We start from the raw sequence: 23941 nt of genomic DNA on the forward strand, positions 1-23941 counted from the left end.
CGCACCGTGGCCAGGTTGTTGCGCTGCAGATCGCCTTCGAGCGTGAGCCTGGCGATGTTGAACATCGGCTGACGCGCCAGCACCGACAGCGCCGCCGACAGCACGAGCAGGGCCAACACCACCGCGAGCGCCAGGGCGGCCGCGTTCATCCAGCGGATGTCCTGAGGCATCTCCTGGTGGGTGTCGATGGCGTGAGCGGCGAGCATGGTGGGCGGCGTCGGTGGCAGGTTCAGGCGGCGGTGTCGCTGTCGTCTTCGGGGTACATGCCAGGGATCACGCGATCCAGGGCGGCATGGCTGAGCAGGTAGACGCACAGTTGCTCGTAGCTCAGGCCCGCCACCTTGGCGGACATGGGCACCAGCGAGTGCGAGGTCATGCCCGGCGCGGTGTTGATCTCCAGGGCATAAGGCTGGCGATCGGTCTTGTCGATCATCACGTCGGCGCGGGCCCAGCCCCGGCAGCCCAGAGCCTTGTAGGCGGCCACCACCATGCGCTGGATGAGCTCTTCCTCATCGGCCGGCAGGCCCGACGGACAGTGGTACTTGGTGTCGTCGGTGAAGTACTTGTTCTGGTAGTCGTAGTTGCCCTGGGGGGCCGCAATGCGGATGACCGGCAGGGCCACGGGCTCGCCATCGACTTCCAGCACCGGGCAGGTGGTCTCTTCACCGTCGATGAACTGCTCGCACAGCACCTCGTTGTCGTGCTGGGCGGCCAAGGCATAGGCCTGGGCGCACTGGCTGCGGTCGGTCACCTTGGTCAGCCCGATGGACGAGCCCTCGCGCGCCGGTTTGACGATCATGGCGCTGCACTCGAGGTAGTCGAAGGCCTCTTCACAGGCCTGCGCGCTGTCGACCAAGCGCCAGGCCGGCGTGGGGATGCCCTTGTAGCGCCACAGCAGCTTGGTGACGTCCTTGTCCATGGCCTGGGCCGAGGCCTTCACACCCGAACCGGTGTAGGGAATCTGCAGCCACTCCAGCTCCTGCTGCAGCGTGCCATCCTCGCCACCGCGGCCATGCAGGGCGATGAAGCAGCGCTTGAAGCCTTCCTTGCGCAGGTCTTCCAGGGGGCGCTCGGCCGGATCGAAGGCATGGGCGTCCACGCCCTGCGACAGGAGGGCCTTCAACACGCCGTTGCCAGACATCATTGAGATCTCGCGCTCGGCGGACGAACCTCCGAACAACACGGCCACCTTGCCCAGGGACTTGGGGTCGATGGTGGGGGGGGCGATCTGGGGAATGCTCATGACATCAGGTCCTCAAGGCTTGAACTTCTCGGCCACCTTGGCGGCCACGCTGCCAATGGAGCCCGCGCCCATGCAGATCACGACATCGCCGGCACGTGCCGATTGCGCGATGGCGGTGGGCAGCTCGGCCACATCGTCCACGAACAGGGGCTCGACCTTGCCGGCCACGCGCACGGCGCGGGTCAGGGCACGGCCATCGGCCGCCACGATCGGGGTTTCTCCGGCGGCATAGACCTCGGTCAGCAGCACGGCATCGGCCGTGCCCAGCACCTTGACGAAGTCCTCAAAGCAATCGCGGGTGCGGGTGTAGCGGTGGGGCTGAAAGGCCAGCACCAGGCGCTGACCCGGGAAGGCGCCGCGCGCGGCGCTGATCACCGCCGCCATCTCGACGGGATGGTGTCCGTAGTCGTCGATCAGGGTGAAGCGGCCGCCATCGGTGCTGGGGAAATCGCCATGGCGCTGGAAGCGTCGCCCCACGCCGGTGAAGGCTTGCAGGGCGCGGGCCACGGGCTCGTCGGGCAGCTCGATCTCGGTGGCCACGGCGATGGCTGCCAGGGCATTGAGCACATTGTGCACACCGGGCAGGTTCAAGGTGATGGGCAGATCGGGCATGACCACGCCGTTGCGACGCTGCACCACGAAACGCATCTGCCCACCTGGCAGTGCCTCGACGTTGACGGCCCTCACCTGGGCGTCTTCACCGAAGCCATAGGTGATGACCGGGCGCGAGATCAGCGGAATGATGGAGCGCACACCAGGATCGTCCGTGCACAGGATGGCCGATCCGTAGAAGGGCATGCGATGCAGGAACTCCACGAAGGCCTGCTTGAGACGAGCGAAGTCATGCCCATAGGTGTCCATGTGGTCGGCGTCGATGTTGGTGACGACCGACAGGATGGGCAGCAGGTTCAGGAAGGAGGCATCCGATTCGTCGGCCTCGACCACGATGTACTCACCCTTGCCCAGGGCGGAGTTGGCGCCGGCGCTGTTGAGCTTGCCCCCGATGACAAAGGTCGGATCGACCCCGGCCTCTGCCAGGATGGAGGTGACCAGGGAGGTCGTGGTGGTCTTGCCGTGCGTGCCGGCAATCGCGATGCCCTTGCGCAGGCGCATCAGCTCGGCCAGCATCACGGCGCGGGGCACCACCGGGATGCGCCGTGCGCGGGCCGCGATCACTTCGGGGTTGTCGCCTTTGACGGCGGTCGAGGTGACCACAGCCTCGGCGCCATCGATGTGCGCGGCATCATGGCCCACGTGCACCGCGATGCCCAGCGAGGCCAGGCGGCGCGAGGTCGCGCTGTCTGACTGGTCGGAGCCCGAGACGGTGTAGCCCAGGTTGTGCAGGATCTCGGCGATGCCGCTCATGCCGGCGCCCCCGATGCCCACGAAATGGATGTGTTTGACGGCGTGCTTCATGGAGCAGCCCCCTTCTTGTTCAAGCTCAGTCGTTCGATGTCGTCGGCCACCGCGGCCGCGGCGCGCGAGCGGGCCAGGGCGCGGGCCTTCTCGGCCATGGTCAGCAGCTCCGTGCGTTGCAGTGCACGCAGGCGCTGGGCCAGAGCCTGGGGTGTCAGTTCGCCCTGCGGCAGGTGGATGGCGGCGCCGTGGCGGGCCATCCAGGCGGCATTGTCACGCTGGTGGGCCGTGGTCGATACCACCAGCGGCACCAGGATGCTGGGCACGCCGGCGGCGCACAGCTCGCTCACCGTGATGGCCCCGGCGCGGCAGAGGATCAGGTCGCACTCGCTCAGGCGCTCGTCCATGTTGTGGATGAAGGGCAGCACCTCGACCTCGCGGCCGATCTCGATGCCTTGGGTGCCATAGGCCAGGCGCACAGCTTCGAACTGGGCCATGCCGGTCTGGTGGGTCACACGCGGACGCTCTGCAGGGGCCATCAGGGCCAGGGCCGCGGGCAAGGTGTCATTGAGCACCTTGGCGCCCAGGCTGCCGCCGACCACCAGCACGCGCAACGGACCAGTGCGGGCCTGGAAGCGTTCGGCGGGGGGCTCGATGGCCTCGATCTCGGCACGCACGGGGTTGCCGGTCACGCGGGCGCTGCGGTGGCGTGTGTTGAGCGCGGCGACCTCGGGTCCATCGAAGCCGAACTCGATGGCATCGGCCACCGGCAGCAGGGCCTTGTTGCTCATCAGCAGCGAGGCATCGGCATTGACCAGCACCAGGGGCTTGCCGCGCAAGGAGGCCATCAGCCCCCCGGGGAAGCAGACATAGCCCCCCATGCCCAGCACGGCATCGGCCCGGCGCTGACCCAGGATGCGGAAGCAGTCGCCGAAGGCCTTGAGCAGGCGCAGCCCGCCGGTCAGGGTGTGCATCAGACCCTTGCCTCGCAAGCCGCTGAAGGCGATGGTGTCCATGGGGATGCCGGTGGGCGGCACCAGACGGTTTTCCATGCCCTCGCGGGTGCCCAGCCAGCTCACGGTCCAGCCCCGGGCCTGCATCTCGCGGGCCACGGCCAAGCCCGGCATGATGTGCCCGCCGGTCCCAGCTGCCATGATCAGGAGGTGACGGCTCATGCGCGGCCTCCCCTCATCAACTGTCGATTCTCGATATCGACCCGCAGGCAGATGGCCAGGGCCACGCAGTTGAGCAAGATGCCCGAGCCGCCGTAGCTCATCAAGGGCAGGGTCAGGCCCTTGGTGGGCAGCACGCCCAGGTTCACGCCCATGTTGATGAAGGCCTGCGCACCCATCCACACGCCCACGCCCTGGGCGACCAGGCCCGAGAAGACGCGGTCGAGTGCGATGGCCTGACGACCGATGTGAAAGAGCCGGCGCACCACCCAGAAGAAGGCAAAGATCACGACCGCCACGCCGATGAAGCCCAGTTCCTCGCCGATCACGGCCAGCAGGAAATCGGTGTGGGCTTCGGGCAGGTAGTGCAGCTTTTCCAGGCTGGAGCCCAGGCCTTCGCCAAAGATCTCGCCCCGCCCGAAGGCGATCAGGGAATGGGTGAGCTGGTAGGCCTTGCCCAGGGCATGCTTTTCATCCCATGGGTCCAGGTAGGCAAAGATGCGCTCGCGCCGCCAGGGGCTGAGGGACACCATCAGCACGAAGGCCCCCACCAGCACGGCGGTGATCATGAAGAACATGCGACCGTTGACGCCCCCCAGGAACAGGATGGCCATGGCGATCGCAGCAATCACCATGAAGGCGCCCATGTCGGGTTCGGCCAGCAGCAGCAAGCCCACCACCCCCACCGCCACGGCCATCGGCGCCACGGCGCGGAAGAAGTGTTCCTTGACTTCCATCTTGCGCACCATGTAGTCGGCGGCATAGAGGGTGATGGCCAGCTTGGCCAGCTCCGAGGGCTGGAAATTCATCAGGCCCAGCGGCAACCAGCGGCGCGCGCCATTGACGCCCTTGCCCACATGGGGGATCAGCACCAGCATCAGCAGGAAGAGCGAAGCCACGAACAGCCAGGGCGCCACGCGCTCCCAGACCGACAGCGGGATCTGCGACACGATGCCGGCGGCCACCAGGGCCAGCAGGAGCGAGAACATGTGGCGACTGAAGAAATGCGTCGGCGCATATTTGGCGAACTTGGGGCTGTCCGGCAGGGCAATCGAGGCCGAATACACCATCACCAGCCCCAGGGACAGCAGCGCCAGCACCACCCAGACCAGGGACTGATCAAAACCCATGACACGGGTGGGCTGGGTGTTGATGCTCACCCAGTCGCGCACAGGCAGGCCGCCCACGGCCTCGCTGCCACGGCGGGCCACGCGTCCTGTCAGTTGGGCCAGCCAGCCCAGAGGGCTGCTGCGCTGGGTGTCGAGGGACTGATCGCTCACGCCACCTCCCCACGGTCAATGGCGATCTGGCGCACGGTGTCCACAAAGACCTCGGCGCGATGCGCATAGTTGCGGAACATGTCCAGGCTGGCGCAGGCCGGGCTCAGCAGCACCGCATCACCGCTGCGCGCCTGCTCGAAGGCCCAGCGGGTTGCGGCCTCCAGGGAGTCGTGGCGCTGCATGGGAATGGCCTCGCCCAGCGGGTCCCGCAGATGATCGCGGCCGTCCAGGGCCTGCTCGATGGCCAGGGCATCGCGGCCGATGAGGGCCACGGCACGGGCAAATCGGCTCACGGGTTCGGCCAGGGGCTGGAAGTCCTGCCCCTTGCCATCGCCACCCAGGATGATCACCAGCTTGCCGGGCGACAGATCCGAGCCCAGACCCATCAGAGCGGCCACGGTGGCGCCCACATTGGTGCCCTTGCTGTCGTCGATGGCGTCCACCCCGCCGATCGTGCTCACCACTTCGACGCGATGGGGCTCGCCACGGTACTCGCGCAGGCCATGCAGCATGGGCGCCAGCGGCAGGCCGATCGCCGTGGTCAGAGACAGGGCGGCCAGGGCATTGGAGGCGTTGTGGCGCCCCCGGATGCGCAAGGCATCGGCGGGCATCAGGCGCTGCAGGATGATCTCTTCGGCCTCGCCCTTCTTGCGCTTGACGGTGGGATCGGCCTCACGGGCACGCATCAGCCAGGCCATGCCGCCTTCCTGGACCAGACCGAAATCGCCCGGACGACGGGGTTCGTCCAGACCGAAGCGCACCACCTCGCGGTGCACGATGCGGGCGGGTCGGCCGCGCACGTTGGACTTGATGACCTCGGGAGGAGGCACCATGGCCTCAACCAAGGGATCATCGCGGTTGATCACCATCACGGCCTGCTGACCGTAGATGCGGGCCTTGGCGGCCGCATAGGCTTCCATGGAGCCGTGCCAGTCCAGGTGGTCCTGGCTCACATTGAGCACCACGGCTGCGCTGGGCTCGAAGTTGCTCACACCATCGAGCTGGAAGCTCGACAGCTCCAGCACCCAGACCTCGGGCAGGACCTGGAACACCGGCTCGGCCGGGGGCGGCGGGATCAGATCGATCAGCGGCGCATCGGCGTCATCGGGCAAGGGCGCCACCCCATCGGCCGGTTCGGCCAGCAGCTCGCCTGACGGGCCTTCTTCGGCATGGTCCTGCGCCAGATCGGCCTGGGTCGCAGCCTCGTCCTGCAGGGACAGGGACGCATCCTCGGGGGCGTTGCCTGCCGCCAGGACATCGCTGGCGCCGCCATCGATGGGCGCGGCGTCCTGCGCCGGGCCTTCTTCGGCCAGAGGCTCGGCCTCGCTCAGGCACTCGGCTTCGTCATCTTCGGGCACCGGCTCCTGGTCCAGCGCCACGCGCAAGGTGTCCAGCAAGGTCGGGCCGATGTTGCCCGCCATGGCCACGCGCTTGCCCGCACGCTCGACCAGTTGCGTGGTCAGCGAGGTGGTCGTGGTCTTGCCATTGGTGCCGGTGATGGCCAGCACCTTGGGGTGGTAGCGACGTTCGGCCTTCAGGTCGGCCAGGGCCGAGGCAAACAGCGAGAGCTCGCCACGCACCGGGATGGCCAGCGCGTCGGCACGGGCCAGCAAGGCGGCCATGTCAGGCGCGTTGGGCGCCAGGCCCGGGCTCTTGAGAATCAGCTGCACACCATCGAGCAGGGACACATCCAGGCCGTGATGCAAGGTGGCTTCGGGCACGTCCTGCGCCAGGGTGGCGGCCTGAGGTGGCTGCGCACGGGTGTCGGTCACGCGCACCCGCGCACCACACCGGGCGCACCAGCGCGCCATGGCCAGGCCCGAGTCTCCCAGACCCAGGATCAGCACGGTGAGGTCACGCAGATAGAGCATCTTGGATTCAGCCTTGGGGGATCAGCGCAGTTTCAGGGTGGACAGGCCCAGCAGGACCAGCAGCATGGTGATGATCCAGAAGCGGACGACGACCTGCGTCTCCTTCCAGCCGGACTTCTCGAAGTGGTGGTGCAGCGGCGCCATCAGCAGGATGCGGCGGCCCTCGCCGTACTTCTTCTTGGTGTACTTGAAGTAGCTGACCTGCATCATCACGGACAGGGCTTCGAGCACGAAGACACCGCCCATGACGGCCAGCACGATCTCCTGGCGCACGATCACGGCGATGGTGCCCAGGGCCCCGCCCAGGGCCAGCGCGCCGACATCGCCCATGAAGACCTGGGCCGGATAGGCGTTGAACCACAGGAAGGCCAGCCCCGCGCCCGCCATGGCCGCGCAGAACACCATCAGCTCACCCGCGCCCGGGATGTGGGGCAGCAGCAGGTATTTGGCGTACACCGCATTGCCGGTGACATAGCAGAAGATGCCCAGGGCCGAGCCCACCATCACCACCGGCATGATGGCCAGGCCATCGAGCCCGTCGGTCAGGTTGACGGCATTGCTGGTGCCCACGATGACCACATAGGTCAGCAGCATGAAGCCCCACACACCCAGCGGATAGCTGATCGTCTTGAAGAAGGGCACGATCAGGTCGGCCTTGGGCGGCAGGTCATTGGAGAAGCCCGAGCTGACCCAGCGGAAGAACAGCTCGAGCACCCGCAGATTGTTGGTCTCGGACACGCTGAAGGCCAGGTAGATGGCGGCGATCACGCCGATCAGCGATTGCCAGAAGTACTTCTCGCGCGAGGGCATGCCCTCGGGGTCCTTGAGCACGACCTTGCGCCAGTCATCGACCCAGCCGATGGCCCCGAAGCCCAGGGTGACGATCATGACGATCCACACGAAGCGATTGGCCCAGTCGAACCACAGCATGGTCGACAGGCCAATGGACAGCAGAATGAGGGCCCCGCCCATGGTGGGCGTGCCGCGCTTGGCCAGGTGCTCCTGCACGCCGTACTCGCGGATGGGCTGGCCGATCTTGAGCTCGGTCAGCTTGCGGATCAGGGAGGGGCCCAGGATCAGGCCGATCAGCAAGGCCGTCATGGCCGCCATCACGGAGCGGAAGGTCAGGTACTGGAAGACACGCAGGAAGCCCCACTCGGGATGCAGTCCTTGCAGCCACAAGGCCAGACTAAGCAGCATGGGCACCTCCGGTCAGGGTGGCAACGATGGTTTCCATCTTCATGAAACGGGATCCTTTGACCAGCACCGATGCCGCGTCCGGCATGGCACTGGCTGAAACTTGAAGGGCGGCCACAATGTCGGCCGCCGTGTCGAAGGCGCGGGCCGTGGCACCGTAAGCCTGGGCGGTGTGACGGCACAGCGCACCCGCCGTCCACACATGGTCGATGCCTCGCGCCCGGGCGTGGTGGCCGACCTCTTCGTGGAAGGCGGGCCCCTGGGTGCCCACCTCACCCATGTCGCCCAGCACCAGCCAGTGGGGGCCAGGCAGGTCGGCGAGCATGTCGATGGCGGCACGCACGGAATCGGGGTTGGCGTTGTAGCTGTCGTCGATCAGCGTGATCTGGCGGCCCTCGCGCTGCAGGCGCATCAGCGCCGAGCGCCCCTTGACGGGCACAAAGGTTTCCAGGCCCTGCAGCACGGCCGACAGGCTCACGCCCGCGCCCAGCGCCGCCGCGGCGGACGCCAGGGCATTGCGCACATTGTGCTGACCGGCCATGTGGAGGCTGAACTCGCCCTGACCGGCCGGCGTGCGCATGCGGATCTGCCAGTGGGGACGGGCCTGAGCGGCGGCGCCCTCCACCCAGTGAGCCGTGCCGGACACGGCCGCATCGCTGGCCTCGCCCAATGCGAAGTCATGCACGCGCAGGCCTTGCGCCAGCTCGCGCCAGATGGGCGTGTGGTCGACGTCATCGGCCGGAAAGACCGCCACACCACTGCGTGACAGATAGCTCAGCGCGCTGCCGTTCTCGCGGGCCACGGCCTCGACGGTGTGCATGAACTCCTGGTGCTCGCGCTGGGCATTGTTAACCAGGGCCACGGTGGGTGCGGCCATGGCGGCCAACTGTGCGATCTCGCCAGGGTGGTTCATGCCCAGCTCGACCACGGCGCAGCGGTGCACGCCTTCGCGCAGCCGCAGCAAGGTCAGGGGCACACCGATGTCGTTGTTGAAGTTGCCCAAGGTCGACAGGGCGCCATCGGGGGTCCCACGTTCGGCCATCCAGGCGCGCAGGATGCTGGCCACCATCTGGGTGACGGTGGTCTTGCCATTGCTGCCGGTGATGGCCACCAGAGGGATGTCAAAGCGCGAGCGCCAGCCCGAGGCCAGTTGGCCCAGGGCCACACGGGTGTCGGCCACCTGCAGCCCCGGCAGGCCACATGTGGCCACGTCACGCTGGGCCAGCACGGCCACCGCGCCAGCCGCTTCGGCCTGGGGCAGGAAGTCATGCGCATCGAAGCGCTCACCGCGCAGGGCCACGAACAGATCACCGGCCTGCAGGGTGCGGGTGTCGGTGTGCACGCGCATCAGGGGCGTGGCCGGATCGCCCACCAGGGTGGAGCCCGGCAGCAGTTGATTGGCCAGGCCCAGGGTCATCATGGGGATCGTGCTCATGCGACCCCCCGTGCGCGCAAGGCGGCCATGGATTCCTCGACATCTGAAAACGGCGTCTTGACGCCTGCCACCTCCTGGGTGGCCTCATGGCCCTTGCCCGCGATCAGCACCACGTCCTGCGGGGCACTGCTGCGCAGGGCATGGGCGATCGCTTCGTGGCGGTTCTCGATCACGGCCACCCCGTCCTGGCGAGCCACACCCGCCAGGATCTGCGACAGGATGTAGGCCGGCGACTCGCCACGCGGGTTGTCGCTGGTCAGCACGATCTCGTCGGCATACTGGTCGGCCATGGCCCCCATGAGCGGACGCTTGATGGGATCGCGGTTGCCGCCGCAGCCGAACACGCACCACAGACGCCCGCCACGGGCTTCGGTGATGGGGCGCAGGGCCAGCAGGGCCTTGTGCAGGGCATCGGGTGTGTGGGCATAGTCCACCACGGCCAGGGGCAGGCTCAGGGCCGATGCGCCAGGCAGACGCACCTGCTGCATGCGCCCAGGCACGGCGCTCAGGCCCGCGCAGGCCCCCGCGGCTTGCGCCAGGGACACCCCCAGGGCACGCAGACCACCCAGCACGCACAACAGGTTGGACACGTTGAAGTCGCCAATCAGGGCGGCCTGGATCTCGACCTGGTCCACGGCCTGGGTCAGGCCGGCATCCGATTCGGTGACCCGCACCCGCAAGCCATCGGCACCCACGGCAGGTGCGTCGGCACGCAGACGAGCGGGATGGTGCAAGCCATAGGTCCACAGATCCAGTGAACGCTGATCCGCCAGCGCCATCAGCTCCGGTGCCTGAGGGTCATCCGCATTGACCACAGCGGCACGCAGGCCAGGCCAGCGGAACAAGGCGGCTTTAGCCTGCCAGTAGGCCTCCATGGTGCCGTGGTAGTCCAGGTGGTCCTGCGTGAAGTTGGTGAACTGCGCGACGGCGATGCGCGTGGCATCCAGGCGCCGCTCCTCGATCCCGATGGAGGACGCCTCGATGGCGGCCGCCTGCAGGCCGTGGTCCAGGAACTGGCGGAAGGTGGCGTGCAAGGTCACCGGATCGGGCGTGGTCAGGCCGGTGGGCTCAAAGTCACCCCCACCCGGACGACCCACCCCCAGAGTGCCGATCACACCGCAGGGGCGACCCAGCGCCGACAAGGCCTGTGCCGTCCACCACGAGGTCGAGGTCTTGCCATTGGTCCCCGTGACCGCCAGCACCTCCAGGTGCTCGCTGGGCCGGCCATGAAACTCGTGCGCGATGATCGCCAGCGTGGCCTTGAGCCCGCTGACCGCCGCCACGCGTTCGTCGGCAAAGGCAAAGGCGTCGACGCCATCGGCCTCGACCAGGGCCGCGCGAGCGCCTTGCTGCAGGGCCTGGGTCACAAAAGCACGGCCATCACGTGCCGCCCCGGGCCAGGCAATGAAACCCACGGCCTGCCCCTGGGCCACCCGCCCGGGCAGCTCGCGGCTGTCCACGGTCAAGGCCCGGACGCCCTGCTGGCGCAGCCAGGCCAGCACCTCGGGCACGTTCTGCAAGCGGGTCAGCGACGGGGTGCTCATGTCAGAAGCTCTCCTCGACGGCCTGGCTGGCGGTGATGCGGGGCTGCACATCCAGATCGGGCATCACGCCCAGACGGTTGAGCGTGTACTGCACCACCTGGCTGAACACAGGCCCCGCCACCGCACCGCCGTAATACACGCCGTTGCTGGGCTCGTCGACCATCACGGCCACCACGATACGGGGCTTGCTGATGGGGGCGATGCCCACGAACCAGGAACGGTACTTGTTGCCGGAGTAGCCCTTGCCCTCCTGCTTGTGGGCCGTGCCGGTCTTGCCGCCCACGCTGTAGCCCACGGTCTGGGCCTGAGGCGCCGTGCCACCGTCACCACAGACCAGGGCCAGCATCTCGCGCACCTGGCGCGCCACATCGGGCGAGAACACACGCGTGCCGCGCACGGGCAGCAGATCCGGGGCTGCCGTGGCCGCCACGGCCTGCCCTGCGGCTGCCTTGAAGGCCAGAGGCACGCGACCGCTGTCATCCGGGGACTCGCTGGGCACCTCGCGCTTGATCAGGGTGATGGGCACCAGCTCGCCATCGCGGGCAAACACGGTGTAGGCCCGTGCCAGCTGAAACAGACTGGCCGACAGGCCGTAGCCGTAGCTCATGGTGGCCTGCTCAATGCGGCGCCAACTCTTGTAAGGACGCAGGCGCCCTGTCACCACGCCCGGGAAGCCGATCTGCGGCTTCTGACCCATGCCCACGGCAGAGAACACTTCCCACATCTCGCGCGCCTGCATCTGCATGGCGATCTTGACCGTGCCCACATTGCTGGACTTCTGGATGACCTGCTCGACCGTCAGGTCGCCATGCGGATGCGCGTCAGTGATGGTCGAGCCATCGATCTGGATGCGCCCCGGGTAGGTGGGGATGATGGTGTCGCGCTTGACACGCCCTGTCTCCAGCGCGAGCCCGATGATCAGCGGCTTCATGGTCGAGCCAGGCTCGAAGGTGTCGGTCAGCGCGCGGTTGCGCAATTGCGCCCCCGTCAGGTTGCGGCGGTTGCCCGGGGTGTAGCTGGGCACATTGGCCAGGGCCAGCACCTCACCGGTCTGCGCATCGAGCACGACCACGCTGCCGGCCTTGGCCTTGTGCGCCACCACCGCATCGCGGATGCGCTGATAGGCATGGGTCTGCACCTTGGCATCGATGGACAGATGGATCTCGCGCCCATCAGAGGCGGGCACCAGATCACCGACGTTCTCCACCACCCGCCCCAGGCGGTCCTTGATCACATGGCGCTGCCCATCGCGGCCGGACAGGTCCTTGTCGTAGGCCAGCTCGATGCCTTCCTGGCCACGGTCCTCGACATTGGTGAAGCCCACCACATGGGCTGCGGCCTCCCCTTCGGGGTACTGGCGGCGCGATTCCTTGATCTCGTGCAGGCCTTTGAGCTTGAGGGCCGCCACCTTCGCGGCCACCTCGTCGTCCACCTGCCGACGCAACCACACGAAGTTGGGGTTGTCGCCCAGGCGCTTGCGCAACTCCTGGGGCGTCATGTTGAGCAGGCGGGCCAGTTCACGCCGCTGGGCGGGCGTGGCGTCGAAGTCCTTGGGAATGGCCCACAAGGACGGCGCCGGCACACTGGAGGCCAGCAACTCGCCGTGGCGGTCGAGGATGCGACCCCGGTTGGCCGCCAGCTCGATGCGGCGCTCGTAGCGGTTGGCGCCTTGCTGCAGATAGAAGTCGTTGTGAACGATCTGGATCCAGGCAGCGCGCCCGATGAGCACCGCAAAGCCCAGGCCGATCGCCCCGGTCAGGAACTTGATCCGCCAGGGGGGCGTGCGAGAGGCCAGCAGCGGGCTGGTCGCATAACGCACGGTGGGCATGGGCGCACTGGCCTGCTTGCGCGAACCGCGCAGGCGACGCCACACACCGCTCCAGCGGCTCATGGCTCACCTCCGGCCGACGCCTGGCTTGCGGTGCTCTCGGGCACCACGGGGCGCGACGTGGTCGCATCCATCACCACGCCGGCCTGCGCACCATTGACATAGTGCGTCACGTCGGGACCGGCATTGAACATGTTCAGACGGTTGCGCACCATGTCCTCGACCACCAGAGGCGTGGCCGCGGTACGGCGCTCGACCTTGAGCCGGTCATAGTCCACCGCCAGCTCTTTCTCACGCACCTGGGCGCGCTCAAGCGCCACGAACAGACCCCGCGCCTCGTTGCTGGAGCGGATCAGCCAGAAGCAGCTCAAGAGCAGCAGCACGGCCAGCGTCAGGTTCAGGCGGCTCATCATCGACGCCCTCCCGAACGCTGCCCGCGCCCCGACTTCGAGGCGGCGGACGCCTGAGGACGGGCCAGGGCTTCAGACCAGGGCACCTCGGTGCGCTCGGCCACACGCAGCACCGCGGAGCGGGAGCGTGGGTTGGCCGAGATCTCTTCGTCGGAGGGCTTGACGCGCCCCAGGGCATGCAGCAGCAGCGGCTTGGGCTGCGCAAAGGGCACGCGACGGTCGACCTCATCGCGGCTGTGTTTCGCGATGAAGGTCTTGACGATGCGATCTTCCAGCGAATGGAAGCTGATGACCGCCAGACGCCCGCCCGGTGCCAGCATCATCAGAGCTGCTTCCAGGGCGGCTTGAAGCTCGTCGAGCTCGCCGTTGACGTGAATCCGAAGAGCTTGAAAGGTGCGGGTGGCTGGGTTCTGCCCGGCTTCGCGGGTCTTGACCGCACCAGCCACGACGTTGGACAGCTCGCCCGTGGTCCGCACAGGCTGTCCGGATTCGCGGCGAGCCACAAGCGCCTTTGCAATCGGGCGAGCAAACCGTTCTTCGCCATAAGTGTGGATGACGTGAGTGAGTTCATCGACCGTCGCACGGGCCAGATAGTCGGCCGCGCTCTCTCCTTGGGTGGTGTCCATGCGCATGTCCAGCGGCGCATCGAAGCGGAAGCTGAACCCGCGCTCGGGGTTGTCGATCTGCGGCGAGGACACGCCGATGTCCATCAGCAGGCCGCGCACCGGCCCCAGCCCCAGATCGCTGACCACCTGCCCCACCGAGGAGAAGGCGGCATGCTCGATGCGAAAGCGTGGATCGGTGATCGCATCGGGCCCCTGGCGGGCATGGGCGATGGCATCGGGGTCGCGGTCCAGGGCCAGCAAGGTCGCATCGGGTGGCAGGTGCGAGAGCAGCAGGCGCGAATGCCCGCCCCGCCCAAAGGTGGCGTCGACATACACCCCCGCCGGCGCCGGACCGACGGACGCATCCCACAACGCCTCGACGGCCTCGTGCAGCAAGACGGTGGTGTGCTGCCAAGGTGTGGTGCTCCCTTGCATGGCGGCTAGAAGGTGAAGTCCTGGAGCACCTCGGGCATGGGCTGCGCCATGACCTGGGCCTCGTGGGCGGCGTAACGCTCGGCATCCCACAGCTCGAAGTGGCTGCCCATACCCAGCAACATGACCTCCTTGCCCAGTTGCGCGGCGGCACGCAGCTCCGGCGAGATCAGCACGCGCGCGGCGCTGTCGATCTCGACATCCATGGCATTGCCCATGAAGACGCGCTTCCAGCCCGCGGCCGACATGGGCAACGCAGCGACCTTGTCGCGGAAGATCTCCCAGGCAGGACGGGGGAACACCATCAGGCAACCCTCGGGGTGCTTGGTGATGGTGAGCTGCCCGGCGCAAAGGGCTTGCAGGGCGTCACGATGACGCGCAGGGACGGCCATCCGCCCCTTCGCGTCCAGCGACAACGCTGATGCCCCTTGAAAGACAAGACTCACACAAAACCCCACAAAAGTGCACTTTCCAACACTTTAAACGAACACCTCCCCCGAAACAAGGGGCGTTCACAAAAAAATCCTGAATGAAATCAAAGACTTACAGGCACTTTCAAACGCAGATCGACGCGAAAAACTCGTTCAAAAAGAAGCACTTGCAAAGGGGTATGCAAGTGAATGTTGAGCATGAACCCCTCTGGCGGGGGGGCTCGGGGTGAACCCTGGCCGAGCCGGCAACGCAGGCAGCGCCCCTCACCGCGATCGGCGAGGGGCGCTGCAGGAGAGAAGGAGGAGGTGCGTCCGAGGCGGATCGTCAGGTGCCGCTGATGCGCTCGCGGTCACGCCCTTCGTCAATGAAGCGTTGCAAGGCCTGTTCGACCAGCGCGTAGCGTGCGGTGACTTCGTTCACCAGGAAGCGCTCGATCATGCCGCCCAGGCCGAAGACCTTGACACGCGCCTCCCCCTCGAAGCGCAGACGGATGCCGTCGCCCTCATCGAGCAGGCGTGCCTGGCCCACCACCTGAACGATCTCGCCCGCCGGTGTCTCGATGGCGAAGCTGGCCCGGCGCGCGGCCGGATCGAAGACCGTGATCTCGTCATAGCTGATCGGATTGTTTTCGAGCAGCTTCAGGATCACGCCCGGCAGGGCGATCCTGGGCACGATGCGCACGCGCATGCGCTCCCTGCCATCACGCGCCACCACATGCTCGGTGGTGGTGCGCTCCAGCAGGTTCACCGCCGCCATGACCTCGCGGTTGAACTGCTCGGAGAAGTACACCTGCTTGAAGCGCGGGTAGTCCACACGGCGGGTGAAGAGTTCGACGGTGAATTTCATGGGGAGTCCTCAGTCAGTGCAAATAAGGCGCCACGCCGATCAGCAAGGCGTGCAGGGCCAGGCCGACGGCACCGCCGACGACCGTGCCATTGAGGCGGATGAACTGCAGATCACGGCCCACGCTGAGTTCGAGCTCGCGGGCCAGGTGCTGATCGTCCCAGCCCTTGATCGTGTCGGCAATGTGTGTGGTGACGGTGGCGCGCAGGGTGTCCGACAGTTGGTCGGCGGCGGACAGCACATGGGTGTTGATGGCCTCGCGCAGCGCCGGGTCCGCCGCCACGGCCCGGCCCAGGCCCAGCAGTCCGGCTTCCAGGTGCTGGATCACCGATGACGCGGGCGTGGCCAGGTCCTGCCTCAGGGTGGCGACAATGTCGTCCCACAGGCGATTGACGTAGTCCTGCACGGCGGGGTGGGCGATGAGCTGCTCCTTGATCTCCTGGATCTGCGCGATCAAGGCCGCATCCTCTTTCAGGCGCACCACGAAGTTCTGCAGCCAGGCTTCGTATTCCAGCCGGATCGCGTGCTGCGGGCTGGACAGGATCTCGCGCATCTCGCTGATGAGGGCCGCAGCCAGGCGCTGGGCCAGCTTGTCCGCCAGCGCATCCACGGGCTTGACGGCATCCACCATGGAGACGACCCTGGGCCACTCCTTGCGCGCATGCTTGACCATGAGCGCCGAGACCTTGTGCTGGGTCTCGGGGCTGTCCAGAAAGTGGGCCAGGCTGGACAAGGCCGCATCGAGCAGTTCGTGGTGCCGGCCATCGCGGGTCAGCAAACCCAGCACGTCGCCGGCCATGGAAGCGGCATCCCAGGCCCGCAGCCGGGAGATCACGAACTCGCGGATGGTCCGGCGCACGGCCTCCTCGTCCAGCAGACCCAGGCCCTCCACGGCCAGTGTCCTCACGGACGCGCTGAGCTGGCGCACATGGCCGGGCTCGCTCAGCCACTGCCCCATGCGTGCGGCGGGATCGAACACGGACAAGCGGGCCAGCAAGGTCTCGGGGCCCAGGAAGTGATCACGCACGAACACCGCCAGGCCATCCGCGATGCGGTCCTTGCTCTGCGGGACGATGGCGGTGTGTGGGATGGGCAAACGCAAGGGGCGCCGGAACAGCGCGACGACCGCGAACCAGTCGGCCAGGGCCCCCACGGCCGCCGCCTCGCAAAAGGCCTTGGCCCAGGCCCACCCCCCGGTGCCGCCCATCCACTGGCTGAGCACCAGGCCCGCCACGGCGGCCAGCAGCAGGCCCAGCGCCATGGCCTGCATGCGCCGCAGCGGTGCCACACGGGGGTCGATCATGGGCGGCCCGCGCTCAAGAGAGAGGATGGACGATGGAGGGGGCGCGCGTCATGCCTGCACTGCCGGCGTGAAGGCAGTGCCACATTGATTGCAGAACTTCGCGGCCGGGTCGTTGGCGGCCTCGCAGGCCGGGCAGATCTGGCTCTGGACCACGGGTTCTGGCGCAGCATCGATGAAGGGATCCACCGGCGCCACCTTGTCGTCCTTCGAGGCTTCCAGCACAAAGCTCAAGGCCATGTCGATGTCGCCAATGAAGCCTCGACGGATGGATTTTCTGAGCTGATGCAGCAGATGGCTGGTCTGCGCGTGGGAGCGTTTGAAGGAGCGGTCGAGCGGGGCCGGCTCGACGCCCTCCGCCGGGGTGCCATCCAGCCCCTCCCGAGGTGTCGACGGCCGGGGATCGTGGCGCGCATGGCGACGCCCCGGATGGATGCTCAAGGTCAAGGGCAGGGTGAACTTCAAGGTGCTCATGGTGGACTCCTCCGTGGCCTTTGGGGCCGAGTAGATGCCGGCCCCGATCAGGGCCAAAAGACGTGGTCCGGGATGCGGTGAGTTGCCGCATCATGGCGCCACGGGGTGAGAGAGGGCCGCGCCGCACTGGCTGCAGAACCGCGCGGTCTTCTCATTGGGGGATTCGCATGCCGGGCAAATGTGGAGCGACTGTTTCTGCCGCATGTAGGCGATCTGGACCACACAGGGCACGGTCACCCGATAGGCCGGGCTGGCCAGATCAAAAGCCGTCCAGGCTGCGCTCACGGCCCAGGCGACGGGCCCGGACAGGGCGCGCACGGTGCGGTGCAGGGCTGCATGGGTGGTGGCCGTCAGGCCTCGGCCCGTGAGGCTGCGGGCCAGCGAGTTGGCCGCGAAGAGGGCCAGGCGGTACGCGGCAAAGCCCCCCACCTGCAAGGCCACCCTGGCCCCTGCCAGGGCCGCCGAACCCGCGCTGTCCACGTGGCCCAGCCCGATGTTGAACTCGGCCCGCTCGGCGTCCGTCATCTTGTCCCAGGCCTGCCCCATGAGCTGGTCGAGGATGCGCGCCTCCAGCAGATCGACGCCATCGGCCTCGCTGAAGGCGACCTTGAAGTGCCTGGCCACGTCGCGCACGATGTCGATGTAGGCGGGCCCCTCACCCCGGCGGAACAGCTTGAGGATGTTGTTGTCGCCGAAGCGCTTGAGTTCGGCAAGCATCGTGTCCAGCACCTGGAGGGAATACGCATGGGCCGCCTGGGCTTGCAGGAGCACGCTGCGCGCGTCTGAATGCGATGCGCGCTGCTGGCCATGGGCGGTCAGATAGTCCACCAGCAGGCTCAGGTCCTCCTGCTCGGCCTGGGCCAGCAGCACCATCAGCGCGCGGTCGTGTTCATCACGCGGTGTGTCGACGAAGGCCATGCGCGTTCTCCGGTGTCAAAGGTTGGTGGCCGCGCCGAGCAGCGTGCACAGGACAAAGAGCGCTTCCACATTGGCGGGAATGGCGCGCCACTCCGGCAAGGCCGATGCCGCCTTGATGCCCTGGAGCTGTCGTTGCCGCAGGTCGTCGATGTCGCGCCGCCACCGGGGGGCCAGCTCCGGCCAGGCAGCGGTCTCTGCAGGCGTCGACGCCGTGGCCAGCAACAGCCCGTGGTGCCGCGCCAGTTGCACGGCGCGCACGACGTTCTCGCGCGGCGGGCTGTGCGCCACATGGTCCAGGCCCATGACGTCCTTGTGCTCACGCTGCGCCAGCAAGCCGCTGATCGCACTGAGCAATCTGGACCAGTCGTGGGTGCTCATCAGCAACAGCGCTGGCGGGATGTTCAGGGCCTCGGCCAGGCGGCACAGGGTCTGCAAGTCAGGGTTGATCACCGATTCGTCTTCGCTGGAGAGGAACTTGGCCAGCGTCGAGCGCGCGATGCCGGTCAATGAGGTGAGTTCGGTCTGCGTCATGCGGGTGGCGCCCTCACCCCCCTCGCGAGACACCGACAGCACCCGCACCAGATTGCCTCGCAAGGCTTTTCGGGTGCGCTCCCACAGCAGCTCGGCCTGAGCGGCGGTGGGAGGTGGCAAAGGGGTGTCCGGCGTACTGGTGTCCATGACGTCGCGCTCGTTGAATGGGGGTCACGATATCGAGGGCATCCGGTCCTTGGAAAGACCCGATGACCTCCAGAGAGGACATTCATGTCCACACACCACCGCTTTGTCCTTTTGGAAGGACAAGAGGGGCGCGTGTGCGCGCTGCCCGCACCCCTGCATTTCACCGATGATTTCGGTCCGCGTACTTGATCTGCGCCATGTTTAATAGCCACTGGCGTCGTTAGGATCGGATGGCTGTTTCTCTTGCCGTCACCGGCGTCTCGCGCACACGCATCATGGGCATCGCATCGTTCTGGATCGAATTGACCGCCCGCGATGATGTCTGGGCCCTGCTCTCCATTCCCCTGGTCGCCGCGGTGGTGACCTGGGTCCATGTGTGGATGGCCATGCAGCTCCTGTTCTGGCCGCTTGAATTCATGGGCAAGGCTCCCTGGTGGGGCTGGCAGGGCATCGTCCCGCGCAAGGCGCGCAAGATGGCCACCGTCGTCGTCGACAACTCACTGGGCAAGCTGGGGTCCGTCAACGAGTTCTTCACAGAGATGGGCCCTCGGCAGATCGCGATCCATGCGGCCCATGCGATCTCGGCACGCGCGGAGGATTTCACCGACGACCTCATGAACGAGCAGAGCCCCGTGCTCTGGTCCAACCTGCCCATAATGATCAAGCGCCGGGTCTACGCGCATGTGCGGCAGCAGATTCCGTCGGTCATGGACGCCCTGCTCATGCGGCTGCATCAGCACATCGACGAGCTGGTCGACATCGATGCCCTCATCGTCAAACTGCTCACGCAGGACAAGGCCCTGCTCGTGCGCATGTTCAAGGACGTCGGCCAGACCGAGATCCGCTTTGTCATCCGCATCAGCTTCTGGATCGGCCTGTTCTTCGGCCTCATCCAGATGGTGCTGTGGTACTTCGTCCCATGGCGCCATGGCCTGCCGCTGTACGCTGCGGCGCTGGGACTGCTCACCAACTGGATCGCCTTGAATCTGATCTTTCGGCCCCTCAACCCGGTGAAGATCGGCCCCTGGGTCCTGCAGGGGCTGTTCCTCAAGCGGCAGGCACTGGTCGTGGACCGCTATGCCCACCTGGTGACGACCGAGGTGATCACCGTGGGCAACATCACCCGGGAGATCTTCTCCGGGGGCCAGGCAGAGCGCGCTCAGGCGCTGATCCGCCAATCGATCGGCCCGCTGGTGGAGTCGATGGTGATTCGAATCGCCATGGGGCCATTTGGCTACGCACAGTTGCAAAGGGCCATGGTGCCCAAGATCGCGCAGTGGCTGATCCCGCCCCTGTCCGAGCGTGCCTTCAATGACGAGCGCGGACGCGTCCTGGAGTCCATCCTGGCCCGACGCATGAAGGCCCTGGCGCCCACGGATTTTCAGGCCCTGCTGCGCCCGGCCTTCCAGGAAGACGAATGGATCTTCCTGGTCCTGGGGGCCCTCACGGGCCTGCTGGCCGGCGGCGTCCAGATGCTGGTCGGATTTCACTGACCCCTCGTCGGCGTAAACTGGGCCCGCCCGGTGACGACGCTGCGCCATCGCCCTCCATCGTGACAGGGCGATGGCCCCTTGGCCTCACCCACCCGCGCCCTCGATTGACTGGAGTTCGCCGATGCGACGATTGCCCGCCGCTGCCCTCGCTTGTGTGCTGGTCCTGCTAGCCTGCCTGAGCGCAGGCAGCCCTGCCGCCCATGCGGCCATGGCCGATCTGGCCCTGGCCGGAGAAACCTCGGCCCCGCTGACACGCCTGCCACGACAGGTCCAGGTGCTTCAGGACGTGCACTACGGTGGCCACGCGCACCAGCGCTTTGACGTCTACCTCCCGCAAGGCGAGCAGACGCTGCGGGATGCCCCCGTGATCTTCATGGTGCACGGCGGCGCCTGGCGCACCGGCGACAAGGCCATGAGCGCGGTGGTGCTCAACAAGGTGGCGCGCTGGGTGCCCAAAGGCTTTGTGCTCATCTCCACCAACTACCGCCTGCTGCCCGATGCCGATCCGCTGGAGCAGGCCTGGGATGTGGCCCAGGCGCTCAGCACGGCCCAGGCCAAGGCGGCCTCCTGGGGTGCCAGCCGGCACAAGTTCATCCTCATGGGACATTCGGCCGGCGCGCATCTGGTGGCCCTGATCAATGCCTCGCCCGTCCTGGCCACCGGCCTGGGCGCCACGCCCTGGCTGGGCACCGTGTCACTGGACAGCGCCTGCCTGGACGTGACGGCCACCATGGACGGCCCGCATCTGCGCCTGTATGACCGCGCCTTCGGGCGCGACCCCGGGTTCTGGCAGGCCGTGTCGCCCCTGCACCAGATGGCCAAGGGCGCTGCGCCCCTGCTGGCGGTGTGCTCCAGTCGACGCCAGAGTGCCTGCCTCCAGGCCGAGGCCTATCGCCGCAAGGCGCAAGGCATGGGCGTGCGCGCCCAGGTGCTGCCGCAGGACCTCAGCCACGGCGACATCAATGCCCGCCTGGGCGAGGCCGGTGCCTACACCGATGCGGTGGAGCGCTTCATAGGCAGCCTCGATGCCAGCGTCGCGCCCTTGCTGGCCAGGCCACGCAGCAAGCCGCCCGCCCAGGCGGCTCAGGCAGGGTCTGAATCGGCATCGTCGCGCCAGGCCGAGGGGGCCACCCCGGTCCAGCGCTTGAAGGCCCGTGTGAAGGCGCTGACTTCGGCAAACCCCAGCAAATAGGCGATCTCGCTGATGGAGTCCCGTCCGCCGCGCAGGTACTCCAGCGCCAGCATGTGGCGCGTGTCATTGAGCAATTCGCGGTAGCTCGTGCCCGCGTCGGCCAGCTTGCGCTGCAAGGTGCGTGGTGTCAGGGCCAGGCAAGCGGCCAGTTCTTCCTGTGTGGGATCCCCCCCCGGCAGGCGCTCCTGCAGCAGGCGCCGCAGGCGCGACAGGATGTCGTCCCCGCCCAGGCGTGCCAGATAACGGCCTGCCGCCTCTTCGTTCCAGCGGGCCAGCTCGGCATTGCCATGCACCAGCGGCCGCAGCAAGGTGGCCTCGTCGACCAGCAGGGCGTTGTCCTCGCAGCCATACACAGGCGCCAGCCCGAAGGCCGCTTCCAGCTCAGCACGCCGCTGCGGCACCGGACGCTGCAAGCGCAGCTCCAGAAAACGCAGGCCGGAACCATGCATGAGCCTGCAGCCCCCCACCAGGGCCAGCATGAAGGCATCGAGCACACACCACACGGCCGGGGCCACGTCCGGCGTGAGCAGGCGCACATCGGCCGTCAGGGTCAGGCGCCCCCCGCCCTGCTCGCGGGTGAAGCGCAACTCGCCCGCATCGGTGACCACCGTGAAATAGCGCGCCAGGCGCTCGAACATTTCCTGCAGATTGCCGGAAGCCATCAGGGCATACCCCAAGGCATGGAAGGTGCCCGGGGCGATCTGCCGCGCCACGTCCAGCCCCAGCAGGGGATTCCCGGTGGCCTCCAGGGCCCGCTTCCAGAAGGCCAGGCTCTGGTGTGAGGGATAACGTGCCAGGGGGTCGGCCAGCAGGGCCACATCCATGCCCGCCTGCGACATCAGGGCCAGGCCATCGTGGCCTTGCGCGTCCACCGCACGCTTGAGCGCGGCCACCCAGCTGGACAGCGAGGTGGCGCGGGGCGTGTGAAAGGCAGGACGTCGCAGGGGTGGCATCAGATCGACCCGTACCAAGTGTGATCAACAAAATGTCGCATTCGGACAAGACATCCGCCACCCGAAGCGCCGAGCATTATGCCCATCACCACCGGGATTCCACACATCTTGTCACCATGAGCCTGCCGCTTCAAACACCGCTCCAGCGCCACGCCGCCCCAGCGTCTGCCGCCCCCGCCCAGGAGCCTGCCGTCATGACCGACGCGCAGCGCACCCAGCTCATCCGTGCCCAGATCACGGCGGCCGGTGAGCGCGCCCGCGCCCGCCACCCCTGGCTGGCGCACCAGGATCTGATCGGTCTGGGCATCCAGCTCGGATCGGTGGCCGGCATGATTGTCACCGCCGTGCTCTACCTGCAAGGCATGCTGCCGGCCTGGGCCACCATCGTGATCGCCGCCCTGTTCGCCTCACTCACCCATGAGATCGAGCACGATCTGATCCATCAGATGTACTTCAAGGGCAAGCCGCGCATGCAGAACCTGCTGTTCCTGCTGGGCTGGCTGGCGCGCCCCTCCACCGTGAGCCCCTGGCAGCGTCGCGACCTGCACTTCCATCACCACAAGCGCTCGGGCTCTGCTTCCGACCTCGAAGAGCGTGGCATCACCAATGGTGAGCGCTGGGGCCTGCGGCGCCTGCTGATGCTGGCCGATGGTCGACTGGCCATCGTGCTGCGCCCCAAGACCATCCGGAACATGCTGAGCAGCTACGTCAAGGAAGTGGACAAGCCCACCTCACGCCAGGCCTGGATCCAGGCCATGCGCAGCCACAGCGGCTCGTACTGGCCCATCGGCACCGTCTACTGGACCGCCTGGCATGCTTTTCTGGCCTACCACCTCGTCGATCTGGGCAGCCGCCTGATGGGCCAGCCCATGGTCTGGAGTGGCACGGTCGAAACAGCCATGAGCGTGCTGAACCCGCTGGCCGTGTGCCTGCTGATCCCCAACGCGATCCGCAGCTTCTGCCTGCATTTCATCAGCTCGAACATGCACTACTACGGTGACATCGACCCGGGCAATGTCATGCACCAGACGCAGGTCTTCACCCACCCGATCTTCTGGCCGATGCACCTGTTCTGCTTCAACTTCGGCTCGACCCACGCCATCCACCACTTCGTGGTCGGCCAGCCTTTCTACCTGCGCCAGATGATCGCCCCCGAGGCCCACGACATCATGCGCAAGATGGGGGTGCGCTTCAATGATCTGGGCACCTTCCAGCGGGCAAACCGCCTGCACCAACTGAAAGTGGCCCCTCACTGAGGCCTCGACGGTCTCCGGGGGCGCCCCCG

21 protein-coding genes and 1 pseudogene are annotated in these 23941 nt (G+C 67.1%); 3 read left to right on the forward strand and 19 right to left on the reverse strand.

Annotation, left to right across the window (positions count from 1 at the left end; all coding sequences use genetic code 11):
- The 18 genes and pseudogenes from VFW84_RS08670 to VFW84_RS08755 form a co-directional block, all read right to left on the reverse strand.
- Window positions 1-206: pseudogene (locus tag VFW84_RS08670) on the reverse strand (hypothetical protein); the annotation flags it as partial.
- A 23-nt stretch (window positions 207-229) separates the two neighbouring features.
- The gene (locus tag VFW84_RS08675; RefSeq protein WP_329680056.1) at window positions 230-1243 is read right to left on the reverse strand and encodes a D-alanine--D-alanine ligase; all 1014 of its coding nucleotides are present in this window, start codon (window positions 1241-1243) and stop codon (window positions 230-232) included.
- A 12-nt stretch (window positions 1244-1255) separates the two neighbouring features.
- Window positions 1256-2659, reverse strand: coding sequence for a UDP-N-acetylmuramate--L-alanine ligase (gene murC / locus VFW84_RS08680; RefSeq protein ID WP_329680057.1), 1404 nt, complete (start codon window positions 2657-2659; stop codon window positions 1256-1258).
- Window positions 2656-3774, reverse strand: a complete 1119-nt coding sequence (gene murG / locus VFW84_RS08685) for an undecaprenyldiphospho-muramoylpentapeptide beta-N-acetylglucosaminyltransferase (RefSeq protein WP_329680058.1) — start codon at window positions 3772-3774, stop codon at window positions 2656-2658. Before murG ends, murC begins: the two co-directional genes overlap by 4 nt.
- Window positions 3771-5003, reverse strand: a complete 1233-nt coding sequence (ftsW, locus tag VFW84_RS08690; RefSeq protein ID WP_414638940.1) for a putative lipid II flippase FtsW — start codon at window positions 5001-5003, stop codon at window positions 3771-3773. Before ftsW ends, murG begins: the two co-directional genes overlap by 4 nt.
- A gap of 44 nt (window positions 5004-5047) precedes the next feature.
- Entirely contained in the window at window positions 5048-6922 is a 1875-nt protein-coding gene (gene murD / locus VFW84_RS08695; RefSeq protein WP_329680060.1) for a UDP-N-acetylmuramoyl-L-alanine--D-glutamate ligase, read from the reverse strand.
- Between the two features lie 21 nt (window positions 6923-6943).
- Window positions 6944-8122, reverse strand: a complete 1179-nt coding sequence (gene mraY / locus VFW84_RS08700) for a phospho-N-acetylmuramoyl-pentapeptide-transferase (protein ID WP_329680061.1) — start codon at window positions 8120-8122, stop codon at window positions 6944-6946.
- The gene (locus VFW84_RS08705; protein WP_329680062.1) at window positions 8112-9554 is read right to left on the reverse strand and encodes a UDP-N-acetylmuramoyl-tripeptide--D-alanyl-D-alanine ligase; all 1443 of its coding nucleotides are present in this window, start codon (window positions 9552-9554) and stop codon (window positions 8112-8114) included. Before VFW84_RS08705 ends, mraY begins: the two co-directional genes overlap by 11 nt.
- Entirely contained in the window at window positions 9551-11098 is a 1548-nt protein-coding gene (locus VFW84_RS08710) for a UDP-N-acetylmuramoyl-L-alanyl-D-glutamate--2,6-diaminopimelate ligase (protein WP_329680063.1), read from the reverse strand. Before VFW84_RS08710 ends, VFW84_RS08705 begins: the two co-directional genes overlap by 4 nt.
- Window position 11099: 1 nt before the next feature.
- A complete protein-coding gene (locus VFW84_RS08715; protein ID WP_414638938.1) occupies window positions 11100-12989 on the reverse strand; it encodes a peptidoglycan D,D-transpeptidase FtsI family protein in 1890 nt (629 codons plus the stop codon).
- Window positions 12986-13339 (reverse strand): cell division protein FtsL, encoded by a 354-nt coding sequence (gene ftsL / locus VFW84_RS08720; RefSeq protein WP_329680064.1) that lies wholly within the window; start codon window positions 13337-13339, stop codon window positions 12986-12988. Before ftsL ends, VFW84_RS08715 begins: the two co-directional genes overlap by 4 nt.
- Window positions 13336-14376 carry a 16S rRNA (cytosine(1402)-N(4))-methyltransferase RsmH gene (rsmH, locus tag VFW84_RS08725; RefSeq protein WP_329680065.1) on the reverse strand — a complete coding sequence of 347 codons (1041 nt, stop codon included), beginning with the start codon at window positions 14374-14376 and terminating at the stop codon, window positions 13336-13338. The genes ftsL and rsmH overlap by 4 nt, the downstream gene beginning before the upstream one ends.
- Before the next feature lie 5 nt (window positions 14377-14381).
- Window positions 14382-14819 carry a division/cell wall cluster transcriptional repressor MraZ gene (gene mraZ / locus VFW84_RS08730; RefSeq protein WP_329680066.1) on the reverse strand — a complete coding sequence of 146 codons (438 nt, stop codon included), beginning with the start codon at window positions 14817-14819 and terminating at the stop codon, window positions 14382-14384.
- Window positions 14820-15129: 310 nt separating this feature from the next.
- Entirely contained in the window at window positions 15130-15651 is a 522-nt protein-coding gene (locus tag VFW84_RS08735; RefSeq protein ID WP_329680067.1) for a DUF2505 domain-containing protein, read from the reverse strand.
- A 13-nt stretch (window positions 15652-15664) separates the two neighbouring features.
- Window positions 15665-16951, reverse strand: a complete 1287-nt coding sequence (locus VFW84_RS08740; RefSeq protein ID WP_329680068.1) for a DUF445 domain-containing protein — start codon at window positions 16949-16951, stop codon at window positions 15665-15667.
- A gap of 48 nt (window positions 16952-16999) precedes the next feature.
- Window positions 17000-17422: a zinc ribbon domain-containing protein gene (locus VFW84_RS08745; protein ID WP_329680069.1), complete on the reverse strand. Its 423-nt coding sequence runs from the start codon at window positions 17420-17422 to the stop codon at window positions 17000-17002.
- Between the two features lie 90 nt (window positions 17423-17512).
- Window positions 17513-18340: a zinc-ribbon domain-containing protein gene (locus VFW84_RS08750; protein WP_329680070.1), complete on the reverse strand. Its 828-nt coding sequence runs from the start codon at window positions 18338-18340 to the stop codon at window positions 17513-17515.
- 15 nt (window positions 18341-18355) lie between these two features.
- Entirely contained in the window at window positions 18356-19018 is a 663-nt protein-coding gene (locus VFW84_RS08755; RefSeq protein ID WP_329680071.1) for a helix-turn-helix transcriptional regulator, read from the reverse strand.
- A 230-nt stretch (window positions 19019-19248) separates the two neighbouring features.
- Between VFW84_RS08755 and VFW84_RS08760 the strand changes: the two genes are divergently transcribed.
- Both VFW84_RS08760 and VFW84_RS08765 read left to right on the forward strand, forming a co-directional pair.
- Entirely contained in the window at window positions 19249-20511 is a 1263-nt protein-coding gene (locus tag VFW84_RS08760) for a hypothetical protein (RefSeq protein WP_329680072.1), read from the forward strand.
- Between the two features lie 121 nt (window positions 20512-20632).
- Window positions 20633-21703, forward strand: coding sequence for an alpha/beta hydrolase (locus VFW84_RS08765; RefSeq protein WP_329680073.1), 1071 nt, complete (start codon window positions 20633-20635; stop codon window positions 21701-21703).
- On the opposite strand, the gene VFW84_RS08770 is transcribed toward VFW84_RS08765, so the two are convergent.
- Window positions 21595-22656, reverse strand: a complete 1062-nt coding sequence (locus tag VFW84_RS08770) for an AraC family transcriptional regulator (protein ID WP_329680074.1) — start codon at window positions 22654-22656, stop codon at window positions 21595-21597. The two genes, VFW84_RS08765 and VFW84_RS08770, sit on opposite strands and share 109 nt — an antisense overlap.
- 194 nt (window positions 22657-22850) lie before the next feature.
- On the opposite strand from VFW84_RS08770, the gene VFW84_RS08775 reads away from it, so the two are divergent.
- Complete coding sequence (locus VFW84_RS08775) at window positions 22851-23912, forward strand: fatty acid desaturase (protein ID WP_329680075.1); 1062 nt, start codon at window positions 22851-22853, stop codon at window positions 23910-23912.
- Window positions 23913-23941: the final 29 nt, after the last annotated feature.

Source organism: Aquabacterium sp. (genome assembly GCF_036279655.1).
In the GTDB taxonomy this organism is placed as follows: Bacteria; Pseudomonadota; Gammaproteobacteria; order Burkholderiales; family Burkholderiaceae_C; genus Aquabacterium.